Source organism: Skermanella sp. TT6 (genome assembly GCF_016653635.2).
Lineage (GTDB): Bacteria > Pseudomonadota > Alphaproteobacteria > Azospirillales > Azospirillaceae > Skermanella > Skermanella cutis.
The window spans coordinates 3068066-3080292 of the sequence record NZ_CP067420.1 but is presented as its reverse complement, the minus strand read 5'-3'; the positions used below and the strand labels follow the sequence as shown (position 1 = coordinate 3080292).

16 protein-coding genes are annotated in these 12227 nt (G+C 65.1%); 8 read left to right on the top strand and 8 right to left on the bottom strand.

Translation table 11 applies throughout. The annotated features are described in order from the left end of the window. Window positions 1–27: 27 nt before the first annotated feature. The 3 genes from lepB to era are packed head-to-tail and all read left to right on the top strand — an operon-like array spanning window position 28 to window position 2471. Window positions 28–768 (top strand): signal peptidase I, encoded by a 741-nt coding sequence (gene lepB, locus IGS68_RS14550; RefSeq protein ID WP_247880844.1) that lies wholly within the window; start codon window positions 28–30, stop codon window positions 766–768. 10 nt (window positions 769–778) lie between these two features. After that, window positions 779–1540: a ribonuclease III gene (gene rnc / locus IGS68_RS14545; RefSeq protein WP_201070117.1), complete on the top strand. Its 762-nt coding sequence runs from the start codon at window positions 779–781 to the stop codon at window positions 1538–1540. Then, window positions 1533–2471 (top strand): GTPase Era, encoded by a 939-nt coding sequence (gene era, locus IGS68_RS14540; protein ID WP_201070115.1) that lies wholly within the window; start codon window positions 1533–1535, stop codon window positions 2469–2471. Before rnc ends, era begins: the two co-directional genes overlap by 8 nt. Here the strand turns inward: era and IGS68_RS14535 are convergent. Continuing rightward, window positions 2459–3310: an amidohydrolase family protein gene (locus IGS68_RS14535; protein WP_201070102.1), complete on the bottom strand. Its 852-nt coding sequence runs from the start codon at window positions 3308–3310 to the stop codon at window positions 2459–2461. The genes era and IGS68_RS14535 overlap by 13 nt on opposite strands. Before the next feature lie 313 nt (window positions 3311–3623). Here IGS68_RS14535 and IGS68_RS14530 point away from each other — a divergent pair, with 313 nt between their 5' ends. Continuing rightward, a complete protein-coding gene (locus tag IGS68_RS14530; RefSeq protein ID WP_201070099.1) occupies window positions 3624–3845 on the top strand; it encodes a hypothetical protein in 222 nt (73 codons plus the stop codon). A 48-nt stretch (window positions 3846–3893) separates the two neighbouring features. Here IGS68_RS14530 and IGS68_RS14525 read toward each other — a convergent pair whose 3' ends face one another. Beyond that, window positions 3894–4211 carry a hypothetical protein gene (locus IGS68_RS14525; RefSeq protein WP_201070096.1) on the bottom strand — a complete coding sequence of 106 codons (318 nt, stop codon included), beginning with the start codon at window positions 4209–4211 and terminating at the stop codon, window positions 3894–3896. A gap of 155 nt (window positions 4212–4366) precedes the next feature. Between IGS68_RS14525 and IGS68_RS14520 the strand changes: the two genes are divergently transcribed. Both IGS68_RS14520 and IGS68_RS14515 read left to right on the top strand, forming a co-directional pair. After that, complete coding sequence (locus IGS68_RS14520; protein WP_201070093.1) at window positions 4367–4948, top strand: TetR/AcrR family transcriptional regulator; 582 nt, start codon at window positions 4367–4369, stop codon at window positions 4946–4948. Window positions 4949–5015: 67 nt separating this feature from the next. Then, window positions 5016–6125 carry an alkene reductase gene (locus IGS68_RS14515; protein ID WP_201070091.1) on the top strand — a complete coding sequence of 370 codons (1110 nt, stop codon included), beginning with the start codon at window positions 5016–5018 and terminating at the stop codon, window positions 6123–6125. A gap of 3 nt (window positions 6126–6128) precedes the next feature. Here IGS68_RS14515 and IGS68_RS14510 read toward each other — a convergent pair whose 3' ends face one another. The 4 genes from IGS68_RS14510 to IGS68_RS14495 all read right to left on the bottom strand — a co-directional run bounded on the left by IGS68_RS14510 (window position 6129) and on the right by IGS68_RS14495 (window position 8540). Beyond that, entirely contained in the window at window positions 6129–6389 is a 261-nt protein-coding gene (locus IGS68_RS14510; protein WP_201070089.1) for a hypothetical protein, read from the bottom strand. 159 nt (window positions 6390–6548) lie between these two features. After that, window positions 6549–7022: a metal-dependent hydrolase gene (locus tag IGS68_RS14505; protein WP_201070085.1), complete on the bottom strand. Its 474-nt coding sequence runs from the start codon at window positions 7020–7022 to the stop codon at window positions 6549–6551. A 213-nt stretch (window positions 7023–7235) separates the two neighbouring features. Then, window positions 7236–7496 (bottom strand): hypothetical protein, encoded by a 261-nt coding sequence (locus IGS68_RS14500; RefSeq protein WP_201070082.1) that lies wholly within the window; start codon window positions 7494–7496, stop codon window positions 7236–7238. A 117-nt stretch (window positions 7497–7613) separates the two neighbouring features. Further along, window positions 7614–8540: an aldose 1-epimerase gene (locus tag IGS68_RS14495; protein WP_201070079.1), complete on the bottom strand. Its 927-nt coding sequence runs from the start codon at window positions 8538–8540 to the stop codon at window positions 7614–7616. Between the two features lie 93 nt (window positions 8541–8633). Here IGS68_RS14495 and xylB point away from each other — a divergent pair, with 93 nt between their 5' ends. Together xylB and IGS68_RS14485 are read left to right on the top strand one after the other, a co-directional pair. Next, the gene (gene xylB / locus IGS68_RS14490; RefSeq protein WP_371821765.1) at window positions 8634–10154 is read left to right on the top strand and encodes a xylulokinase; all 1521 of its coding nucleotides are present in this window, start codon (window positions 8634–8636) and stop codon (window positions 10152–10154) included. Window positions 10155–10222: 68 nt separating this feature from the next. Next, the gene (locus IGS68_RS14485) at window positions 10223–11044 is read left to right on the top strand and encodes a class II glutamine amidotransferase (protein WP_201070076.1); all 822 of its coding nucleotides are present in this window, start codon (window positions 10223–10225) and stop codon (window positions 11042–11044) included. A 40-nt stretch (window positions 11045–11084) separates the two neighbouring features. Here the strand turns inward: IGS68_RS14485 and IGS68_RS14480 are convergent, their stop codons facing one another. Together IGS68_RS14480 and puuE are read right to left on the bottom strand one after the other, a co-directional pair. Then, window positions 11085–11246, bottom strand: a complete 162-nt coding sequence (locus IGS68_RS14480) for a small membrane protein YohP (protein WP_201070073.1) — start codon at window positions 11244–11246, stop codon at window positions 11085–11087. Continuing rightward, window positions 11201–12133, bottom strand: coding sequence for an allantoinase PuuE (gene puuE / locus IGS68_RS14475; RefSeq protein ID WP_201070071.1), 933 nt, complete (start codon window positions 12131–12133; stop codon window positions 11201–11203). Before puuE ends, IGS68_RS14480 begins: the two co-directional genes overlap by 46 nt. Window positions 12134–12227 lie beyond the last annotated feature (94 nt).

The window sequence follows — 12227 nt, the reverse complement described above, 5'->3', positions numbered from 1 at the left end:
GAATTGACGAGAAAGCAGACAGAATCGATGCAGAAGAACAAGAGCGGCGGCATCGGCGAGACCATAAAGACGGTCGTCTACGCCGTCGTGATCGCGTTCGGCGTCCGGACCTTCGCCTATGAACCGTTCAACATCCCGTCAGGATCGATGATCCCGACGCTTCTGGTGGGCGATTACCTGTTCGTCTCGAAATTCTCCTACGGCTACAGCAAGTACACGGTCGCCTTCGGCGCGCCGCTGTTCGACGGCCGCTTGCTCTACACCAAGCCTGAGCGCGGCGACGTCGCCGTCTTCAAGCTGCCGCGGGACAACAAGACCGATTACATCAAGCGCATCGTGGGGCTCCCCGGCGACCGGATCCAGATGATCAACGGGGTGCTGCACATAAATGGGGAAGCGGTCAAGCGCGACCGCGTAGAGGACTTCGTCACGACCGACCAGTTCGGCCGACAGATCCGAGTCGCCCAGTACATGGAGACGCTGCCGAACGGCCGTCAGCACCGCATCATCGAAGAGAGCGACAACGCCTCGCTCGACAATACGCCGGTGTACGCGGTTCCGGAGAACCATTTCTTCGCCATGGGTGACAACCGCGACAACTCGCTCGACAGCCGGGTCGGCGCGATGGTCGGGTTCGTCCCGGTCGAGAACCTCGTCGGACGGGCCGAGTTCCTGTTCTTCTCGATCGACGAGGATGCCCGCTTCTGGGAATTCTGGAAATGGCCGTGGGCTGTGCGATTCGGCCGGATCTTCGACGGCGTGAACTGAGGGGGACGGCATGTCCGCCATCGGCACCGAGCAACAGAACGGCCATCCCGGTCCAGCCGACCTGGCCGAACTCGCGGATGCCCTCGGGCACCGGTTCAGGCAGCCAGACCTTCTGGTCGATGCGGTGACCCATCCCAGCGTCAGCGGGATGGAACGCCTGGGCAGGCGGCCGGGCAGGGTGGCCGTCCCGGGGCTGGCTTACGAGCGCCTGGAATTCCTGGGCGACCGGGTCCTTGGCTTGGTCATCGCCAACTGGCTGCTGGAGCGATTCCCAGGCGAGCGCGAGGGCGCGCTGGCCCGCCGCCTGGCCAGCCTCGTCCGTTGGGAGACCCTGAGCCAGGTAGCGGCCCAGCTCGACCTTGGCCGCTACCTGCGGCTCTCGACCGGCGAAGCGGAGTCCGGTGGCCGGACCAACGGGACGATCCTGGCGGATTGCTGCGAGGCGGTGATCGGCGCGCTCTACCTGGACGGCGGCCTTCCCGTCGCGGAGACCTTCATCCGCAGCCGATGGGCCGACCAGATCGACCGGGCGGCATCGCCGCCGCAGGACGTCAAGACGGCGCTCCAGGAATGGGCGCAGGGGCGCGGCAAGCCCTTGCCCGTGTATGAAACCATGGGCCAGACCGGCCCGGACCATAGCCCGCAGTTCGAGGTCAGGGTGCATCTGCAGGGCTTCGAGCCCGTCGTCGCCCAGGGCAATTCGAAGCGGGCGGCAGAGAAAGCCGCGGCAAGCGAGATGCTTCGCCGCGTCGGAGCACCGATCAATGAGTGACGAGACCGTTGAGCAAGCGCAGGACTTTGTGCCCGAACATCCGCGCTGCGGCTTCGTGGCCCTGGTGGGAGCGCCCAATGCCGGCAAATCCACCCTGCTGAACACCATGATCGGCGCCAAGGTGTCGATCGTCTCGCCGCGGGTCCAGACCACCCGGACCCGGGTGCTGGGTATCGCGACCGAGGGCGATTCGCAGGTGATCTTCGTGGACACGCCCGGCATCTTCGCGCCCAGGAAGCGACTGGAGCGCGCCATGGTCGCCGCCGCCTGGCAGGGAGCCAGCGACGCCGATCTGGTGGTGCAGCTGGTCGACGCCGCGCGGAAGTCGATCGACGGCGATACGCGGGCCATCATCGCCAGGCTCAAGGACTCCGGCCGCCAAGCCATACTGGCGCTGAACAAGATCGACCTGATCAAGCGGGACAAGCTGCTGGCGCTTTCCGCGGAGTTGAACGCCGAAGGCATCTACACCGACACCTTCATGATCTCCGCGGAGACCGGAAACGGTGTCGACGACCTGCGCAGGCATCTGGCGTCCCGCATGCCCGAAGGTCCGTGGCACTTCCCGTCCGACCAGCTCTCCGACATCCCGATGCGCCTGCTGGCGGCCGAGATCGTCCGGGAGAAGCTGTTCCTCCAGCTTTATCAGGAACTGCCCTACTCGGCGACGGTCGAGCCTGAAGGATGGGAGGAGTTCGACGACGGCAGCGTCAAGATCTCCATGGTCGTCTTCACCGAACGGGACAGCCAGAAGGCGATCATCCTCGGCAAGGGCGGCCAGCGGATCAAGCAGATCGGCGCCGCCGCGCGCGTTGAATTGGAGGAGATGCTGGAGCGCCGGGTCCACCTGTTCCTGCACGTCAAGGTGCGGGAGGAATGGACCAACGATCCCGAGCGCTACCGCGACTGGAACCTGGATTACAACGCGTAGAATTCGGCGGCGTTTTCCCTCATCAGGCGGCGCCGGTCCGCGCTGGAGCAGAACTGGGTCGCCCAGAGCACGGTCTCGATCCAGCGCGGATAGTCGGTGGCCAGGGTGCTGACGGGCCAGTCCCCGCCGAACATCACCCGGCGGAAGCCGAAGCATTCGATCACGTGGTCGATATAGGGCCGCAGGTCCTCGCGGTTCCACGACGCGTGGTCCGCCTCGGTCGCCATGCCGGACAGCTTGCACCAGACGTTCGGCAGTTCGGCCATGGCCTGGAGGTCGGCCTGCCATGGATCGATCAGTCCGGCCCGGATGCCCGGCTTGCCCGCATGGTCCAGGACGAATCGGACGTCGGGGCAACGCCTGACAAGGTCGACCGCCGCTGCCAACTGTCCATGGTAGACGCAGATGTCGAAGCTGAAGCCGTACCGGGGCAGCAGCCGGACGCCCTCGATGAAATCCGGCCTCAGGCAGAATTCCGGGTCGGGCTCGGATTGGATCAACCGGCGGACACCCCGCACCAGGGAACGCTCGGCAAGCCTTTCCAGATGAGGTTCGACGGCACTTCCGAGTTCGAGGGGCGCCGACGCGACGATGGCGCCGATGCGCGGATCGGTCTGCGCCAGCCCGGTTACCCAATCCGCCTCGGCAAGCCGGTCCGCGGGAGCGGCGTCGACCTCGACGAAGACCATCCGATCCACCGGGATGGGACCGCAGGCGTCGGTGAAATCGGCGGGCAGGTGGGGACGGTTCAACGCCGGAATGCCGGCCATCCAGGGATAGCTCAGGACGGCGGGGTCATAGAGATGCACATGGCTGTCGATGATCGGAAACACGCCCATGATGCATCTGCCTCCCCCGGATTGCCGCAGATCCTAGTCGATCTTCGCTGTCAGGGCCAGGGTTTAGCGGGCAGAAGAACGCTGGCTCGTATCGAAAGAGGTAACCACATAGCCAAGTGATGCTGGAAAGTTCAAGAATTCGGCCGAACGGATTAGCGGAATCTACATTATCATATGCGGTATAAAAGGGGGTAATCCCTAAACCAAACCCGGTCGTTAAGCGATATTTACTTGTCGTTAAGATTCCGAAGTCAGTATTGCCTCGTGGACAGCAAGGCGCCACTTCGACAAACCTCTCACGAAAGAGCCGATCATGACCGACGTTCGCCGCTACACTGATCTTCGCCTCGCTCAATCCAGCCGCGTCCATGCCCGCCTGATCGAGCGCTTCATCGAGGTCACGGAGTCCGAACTGGCCGGTCAGTCCGATCCCTTCGTCCGCGAGAGCCTTCTGGACCTCCTGTCGACCATGCGCGATGATCGCCGCTGCTACGGCATGATCGGGGGCGTCATGGCCGTCAGCGAGGCTGCCTGAAACTTGAAACGGTTTCCGTGGCGCCGATGAAGCGGTGGCGGGAAGCCCTCAGGTGCCTGTCTCGCTTTCCGCAGCGGCGGCGAGTGCCATCAGCGGCACGAGCAAGCCAAGGCTGACCAGCCGCAGCCATCCCGCGGCAACGCCGACCGGGGGCAGATAGCTGACTGCGGCAAGTACTGCCATGGCGACGAACAGCAAGGGCGACAACCGCCAATACAGCCTATGCCAGCGCGACCGGCCAAGCGGCAGGAAAAGGGCTTGGCGCAAGGACCGTTCCGGGTCCAGGGTCGCCTTCAGCAGCAGTATGAAGAGACATATCGCGACCGCGCTCGCGACGTGGGTGCCGTTCAGGTCGTAATCTCCCATGGCCTCCTCGCAGCATCACCGTGTGCCTGGACTGTGAGGCGGAACCGGACTTACGGGCAAACGAGCATTTTTCATGACCCGCATAGATCCTTCTCATGCGGAGCGGGCATCATTTTTTTCTGGACTGCATGGTCCGGAACGCCCATGTATCGGTCATGGGCAGACCGCGCGAATTCAATGCCGATGAAGCTCTGGACCGTGCGCTGCACGTGTTCTGGACCAAGGGGTATGCCGGCACCTCGATGACAGACCTGCTGGAGGCGATGGGCCTCAGCAAGAGCAGCTTCTACGAGTTTTTCGGTAGCAAGCACGATGCCTTCATGACGGCGCTGCGCCGTTACGGCGACCGCGAGGCTGCCCGCCTGGACGCCTGCGTCGGGTCAAGCGGATGTGTCCGCCGCCTTATCGAGGTCCAGCTTAGAAGCGTGATCGAACGGCCCGCGGCTGGAGGGGACCGGCGCGGGTGCCTGACGGTGAATTGCGCCGTCGAACTTGCGCCGCACGATCCCATCATCGAAACGGCCATCGCTGCCCATCTGGACCGGATGGAGGAGCTTTACCACCGCCTGATCGCCCGCGGACAGGCGGACGGAGGCATATCGGCCCGTCACGATCCCCGCACGCTGGCGCGATACCTCGTCAATTCCCTCTGCGGCCTTCAGGTCATGGCGAAAGCCGGCCGTGATCCCCAAGCCCTGGAGGACGTCGTCTCGACCACCCTCGAAGCCCTGGACTGACGCGATCCACGGTCAGCCCATTCTGCGCAAATTCTGGACCGTTCGGTCCATAACATGAGGAAGAACCATGAGCGAGAGCGATCTTTTCCAGCCCGTCAAGGTGGGGCCCTACACCCTGGCGAACCGTATCGTCATGGCCCCGCTGACCCGGAGCCGCGCCAACAAGGAGGATGCGCCCTTCGGCCTGCATGCTGAATATTATGGTCAACGGGCCACCGCCGGCCTGATCATCAGCGAGGCGACTCAGATCTCCCGCCAGGGCAAAGGCTATGCCTATACGCCCGGGATCCACAGCGAGGCGCAGGTCGCGGGCTGGAAGCAGGTGACCGACGCCGTGCATGCCAAGGGCGGCAGGATCTTCCTCCAGATGTGGCATGTCGGGCGTATCTCCCACCCCTCCCTGCAGGAGAACGGTGCCCTTCCCGTCGCTCCGAGCGCGATCAAGCCGGAAGGCAAGGCATTCACGGAAGACGGCTTCGTTCCCTTCGTCACCCCGCGGGCCCTTGGCCTGGACGAGATCCCCGGCATCGTCGAGCAGTACCGGACCGCGGCCGGGAATGCCAAGCGCGCCGGATTCGACGGCGTCGAGATCCATGCCGCGAACGGCTACCTGATCGACCAGTTCCTGCGCGACGGCACGAACAAGCGGACAGATGCCTATGGCGGATCGATCGAGAACCGGGCGCGGCTGATGCTCGAGGTGACCGAAGCCGTCGTCGGCGTCTGGGGCGGCGACCGGGTCGGCATCCGCCTGTCGCCGATCAGCCCGGCCAACGACATCTCGGACAGCGACCCGGATCCGGTGTTCACCTATGCGGTCGAACAGTTGAACCGCTTCGGCCTCGCCTACCTGCATCTGGTGGAAGGTGCCACCGGCGCCAGCCGCGAGGTTTCCGGCGCGGTGGACCTGCGCAAGCTGCGGCGGATCTTCAACGGTCTCTACGTCGCGAACAACCTGATCGACCGGGATACGGCGATCGGGCTTCGCGAAACCGGCGAGGCCGATCTGGTCGCCTTCGGCCGGCCGTTCATCGCCAACCCCGATCTGGTCGAGCGCCTGCGCATCAACGCCCCGCTGAACGAGCCGGACCGGGACACGTTCTACGGCGGCGGGGCGGAAGGCTATACGGATTATCCCTTCCTGAGCGACGCCGAACGTCAGGCGGCGGCGGACTGAGCGTCAGGCCGCCTCGTCCAGGGCGACAGCCTGCTCGGCGTCTTCGCCGGGCAGGCTGTCCCTCAGGCCGATCCGGTAGTAGGACAGCCGTTCGCGCTGAAGCGTTTCGACATAATCGATCAGGCTGTCACGGAGAAATCCAGGCTCGCAGGCCTCCGCCCGGCTCAGCACCGTACCGATGTAATCATCGAGTAACATGATATGTACAAGTGCGGCGCGCATGGCGGTGCTGTCGTTGACGGTCTGCAGAGACTGGTCGGGCATTGAGTTCTCCCTAAGTGTTTTATGGTTGTCGGTCGGGCTTTATAGCAGGCATATGAGCTTCTTCCGACCCGGCACAAAGACTTCTATCCAGCTTCGTCTTTTTGTCATGCGGGCTACTGCAGTCGGCTTTGCTGCATCACACAATCTACGTTCGGATTTTCAACCGCAACTGCCCAGTGCCCGGGCAAAAAGCCACCCGGCGACGATCGTCACCAGCGCCTGCTCGGCGAAGGATCCGGTCCTGATCAGGGGAAACGCGAAGGTCCGCCGGAGCGGCCAAGCCAGACACAATCCGGCGGGCGTGATCAGGTCGGCTGCAAGATGGCTGGCATAGCCGATCACGAAGGGCAGGGTGTGGTGCCACTGCTGCCCGTCCCAGCGTAGCACGGCGATGCATCCGGCTACCGCAACGACCGAGTGGGTCAGGCCGCGGTGCCCGAACAGTTTCGACAGCGGAACCGAAATGAACTTCAAACGCCGTCCGACCCATGACTTCGGATGGTCGATGTCGGGACTCAGCGAACCGGCAACGGCCAGCCCGAGCGCCACCGGGTCGAACAGGGGCAGGCTCATGCCGTGGGCAAGGTAAAGCCACGAGGCGGAGCCGATCAGGGCATGGGATCCCGCCATCATGGCGTTACCCCGTTCCAGCCCTGCGGAGCCGCCCGACTACCCTGAGAAGACATCTGAACCGCACACGATAAAATATTGATTCAGTTCAGAGTCTATCGCATTTATCCACAGAACTAAAGCCGAACATCATGGCTTTTCGGTGTTCTTGGACTCAACTCGCCGGAAATGCCTCGGATCGATCGTGCCGCTTTCGCCGCGCAGAGGCGGAACGTGTCATGACAGGAACGGGAACAGTCCCATCATCGCGGCGACGACGCTGTCGTAGCAGCTGAGACTGGGGCTGAACATCACCGCCATAGCCTCGCCGCTTCTCCCGTCCATCAGCAGTTCCAACGCCGACATTCCGGCATCCCACAGTCCGGAACAGCCGGAAGAGACGGTGTTCGCCGCCGCGCCCGCGTCGCTGGCGAATTTCTCGACCGACTTCTCCAGCGTTTCGGCAGCCCTTCCGACGGACTCGGTAGTGTCGCTCATGGTCACCCTCCAGGTGCATCGTGCAGATGAAAGGTCCGACATCGCGAGGCGCGCAGGCGCCCGCCAGAGGGGCCCGGACCCCGATCAATGCCAGAGATGGGGGTGCCGACTCCCCGATCAATACCCGGAGGATCGATCGGCCGGTTCGACTGCGAACGTGACGGAGCCGCCGAAACTGGCGCCCGGCGCCAACTCCGCGAAGCCGGTGCCGCGCTCGCCGGCGGCGGCCCGGTTGACGGCGTCGGTCATGTGGCTCACCGGTTCGAAGCAGAAGTAATCCTGGTTGTGCGGCACGTAGACGACGGCATGCCGGAACGGCGGGGTCGCCTCGATCCGGAGGCTCGCTCCCGAACCCGGCCACTCGATCCGCGCGCGGCCGTTCCAGCCCGTGAAGTTGTTGTCGAGCACCACCTCGTCCAATGTGATCCCGCAGGGGAAATCCCAGGCGAGCGGCAGCGGCACCCGTTCGGTCGGGATATGGCCCTCGTCCCCGAGCCAGACTCCGTCGAGGTCTGCGGTCAGGCGGGTGCCGATCGGCTTCGGAAAGTAGGGATGGAGCCCGAGCCCGGCCGGCATCGGAAGATCGCCCGTATTCAGCAGTTCCATCGTCAGGGTCAGGCGGTCGTCGGCGAGCTCGAACCGCTGGGTCGCCTTGTAGGCATAGGGCCAGGTGCCGGCGGCGTAGTCGAATGTCAGCATCGCCGCGCTGTCGCCGTGGCCGGAAACCGTCCAGGGCGCCTGCCAGCCGTGCCCGTGGATCACATCGGCGATGAACGGCGCGTTTGGTGGCAGGTTCACCGCCCGGCCCCGGAAGACGAAATGGCTGCCGGCGATCCTGTTGGAGAAGGGGACGAGCGGATGGCAGGACAGGTCGGCCGCCTCGCAGCGGTCGATGGCGCCGGGCTGGGCCGGCCGCATCAGGTGGAGCGGCGGCAGGTCGTCCCTGTGCAGCATCAGCCGGGTGATCGATCCTCCGCACTCCGGGCTGATCGCGCATTCCAGCGGGCCGTGGCGGAGGACGATCGTGCTTCCCGGTTCTGCCATGGCTGCCTCTCGGCTGACGTTGCGCCGTTGTGGTGAATGGCGGATATGGCATAGCCTACCGGCAAATGAAAGGCGCGCCAGGGGATTGGCTCCATGCAATGGCCCGGCGGCTCCATGGACGGGCAGGGAGGCGGACTCGTGTTTCTTGGGATCGATCTGGGCACCTCGGGAGTGAAGGCGGTCCTGGTGGACGTCGAACAGCGGGTCGTCGCCCAGGCGGTGGCACCGCTCATCGTTTCGCGCCCGCATCCCCTGTGGTCGGAGCAGGATCCGGAAAGCTGGTGGCGTGCCACCAACTCGGTCGCGGCGGAACTGCGCCGAGGCCATCCCGCGGAGATGGCCCAGGTGACCGGCATCGGTCTGTCCGGCCAGATGCACGGTGCCACCCTGCTGGATGGCCGGGACCGAGTCCTGCGGCCCGCCATCCTGTGGAACGATGGCCGAAGCGGTGCCGAGTGCGCCGAACTGACGCGCAGGATGCCATCGCTTCCGGAGATCGCCGGCAACCTGGCCATGCCGGGCTTCACCGCGCCGAAGCTGCTGTGGGTCGCCAGGCATGAGCCCGAGATTTTCCGCGACGTCGCCAAGGTGCTGCTGCCCAAGGACTATGTCCGGCTGCGCATGACCGGTCGTTACGCATCCGATATGTCCGATTCTGCCGGGACCCTTTGGCTCGACGTGGCCCGGCGCCGCTGGTCGCCGGAGCTGCTGGCGGCGACCGACCTGGACGAGGGCGAAATGCCGGAGCTGTTCGAGGGGTCGGAACCGACCGGCCTTCTGCTTCCGGAGGTGGCCTCCGCCTGGGGCCTGGGCGATTCGGTCGAGGTGGCCGGCGGCGCCGGCGACAACGCCGCCGGGGCCGCCGGTGTCGGCGTGCTGAAACCCGGATCGGCCTTCCTGTCGCTCGGCACGTCGGGCGTCCTGTTCGTCGCGAACGCCGGATTCGCGCCCAACCCAGCGCGCGGAGTCCATGCGTTCTGCCACTGCTTTCCGGGCCTGTGGCACCAGATGTCGGTGATCCTCAGCGCGGCGAGCTGCCTCGCCTGGGTGACCCGCCTTACCGGCGCCCCCAGTGAAGCCCAGCTTCTGGCGGAGGTCGAGGCCGCCGACCGCGACACCGGACGACTGCTGTTCCTGCCGTACCTGTCGGGGGAGCGTACGCCCCACAACGATCCCGATGCCAAGGGCGTGTTCTTCGGGCTGACACACGATCACGGCCGCGCCGACCTCGCCCGCGCCGTGCTGGAGGGCGTGGCCTACGCCTTCGCCGATGGGCAGGACGTGCTGGCCGAGGCCGGAACGGAGATCGGCACCGTGTCGGTCATCGGCGGCGGCGCGCGGAGCCGGCTGTGGGGGCGTATCCTGGCCGACGTGCTGGGCCGCCCCCTGACCTACCACAAGGGCGGAGAGGTGGGGCCGGCCTTCGGCGCCGCCAGGCTGGCCCGGCTGTCGGTCACCGGCGAGGACACGGCGGCGGTCTGCGCCGCGCCCGAAACCGACTTCGTGATCGAGCCGGACCGCGCCGCGACCGAGCGGCATGCGTCCAAATTGACACTGTACCGGGATATCTACCGCGGACTCTCGGGTTTGTTCAGGGGCGGGGCATCGACATAATTCTGCCATGGGGTTAACCTTACCTCTTCCGGTCGACCCCACGATCCGAACACCTTCGCGGAGCTAGCATGTGCCGTTGGCTGGCCTATCAAGGCCGTCCGATCCCGATCGATACCCTCCTGTTCAAACCTGCCAATTCCCTGATCCACCAGTCGCTTTCGGCCCAGCGCGGCCATGTCCCGACCAACGGCGACGGTTTCGGCCTGGGCTGGTACGGGCATCTTCGGAAGCCCGGACTGTACCGGGATACGATGCCGGCGTGGAACGACCTCAATCTTCGTTCGGTGTCCGAACAGATCCAGTCGGGGCTGTTCTTCGCCCATGTCCGGGCGTCCACCGGGACGTCCACGGCCCGGGTCAACTGCCATCCGTTCCGCTACGACCGGTGGCTGTTCATGCACAACGGGCAGATCGGCGGCTGGCCGGTCGTCCGGCGCGCGGTCGAGAACCTGATCGCCGACGACCTTTATGCGTTCCGCGAAGGCAGTACCGACAGTGAAGTGATCTTCTACCTGCTGCTGACCAACGGCGTCGCGGAAGATGTCCATGCGGCCTTCGCGCGGACATGCCGCCAGATCGGGGAGGCCATGGCCGCCTACGGCATCATCGAGCCGCTCCGGCTGACCGCCTGCCTGACCGACGGCGAGCGGCTGTACGCACTGCGCCATTCCAGCGACCGGGCCTCGCCGACCTTGTTCTATGCGCTGGGGGGAGGCATCAGCGTCGACCAGGGCTGCTGTCGTTTCGAGAGCAGCCAGGGTGATGTCCTCGTCCTGTCGGAGCCGCTGGACGCCATCGAGGCGGTCTGGCACGAGGTTCCGGAAGGCCATATGCTGACGACGTCGGGGGGCAGGGTCGAACTGCACCCATTCGATCCGACATTGCGATGAGGCCGGTAGCCGGCGCTCGCCGCGAGCGCCGGCAGGATCGTCAGAAGATCAGCGCCAGCAGCCCGATCAGGACCAGGAGTCCGATCAGGAAGATGATGCCGATCGCGCCGCCCAGGAATTTCAGCATCGTGGCTTGTCTCCTTGTGTCGGCGGCGCTCAGCCGTTGCGCGGCCGGGGACGGTACGGGTGCTGCTCGCGCCAATGGTTCGCGATATCGATCCGGCGGCAGATCCAGACGCGGTCGTGGCTCTGGATATAATCCAGGAAACGCGCCAGGGCGGCGGCGCGGCCGGGACGTCCGACGAGGCGGCAATGCAGTCCGACGGACATCATCTTCGGCGTCTTGGCGCCCTCGGCATAAAGGACGTCGAAGCTGTCCTTGAGATAGCTGAAGAACTGGTCGCCGGAATTGAACCCCTGGGACGTGGCGAACCGCATGTCGTTGGCGTCCAGCGTATAGGGAACGATCAGCTGCGGCTTGCCATGGCTGTCGTCCCAATAGGGCAGGTCGTCGGCATAGCTGTCGGCATCGTAGACGAAGCCGCCTTCCTCGACCACCAGCCGCCTCGTGTTGGGGCTGCAGCGGCCGAGATACCAGCCCAGCGGCCGGCTTCCGGTCAGCTCCGTCTGTATCTCGATCGCGCGCCGCATATGGTCGCGTTCGACATCCTCGCTGATGTACTGGTAATCGATCCAGCGCCAGCCGTGGGTTGCGATCTCATGCCCCGCCTCCGTCATGGCGGCGACCGCCTCGGGGTTGCGTGCCATCGCCATGGCGACGCCGAATACCGTCAAGGGCAGGCGCCGCTCGCCGAAGATCCGCATCAGCCGCCAGAAGCCGGCACGGCTGCCATACTCGTAGATCGATTCCATGTTGATGTGCCGGACGCCTTGGAGAGCCTGGGCGCCCACGATTTCCGACAGGAACGCTTCCGACGCGGCATCGCCGTGCAGGATGTTGTTCTCGCCGCCTTCTTCATAGTTCATGACGAACTGGACGGCGATGCGGGCGCGGTTGGGCCACTGTGCATCCGGCACCTGGGCGCCATAGCCGATCATGTCGCGCGGATAGCCATTTTCGGTGGACATGCTTCCTTCTCCCAATACACGACCCGGTCATCGCCATGGAGCATGGCCCTGGGCACGACATCACATCGAGGACGGGACATTAGTTCGATGTCGT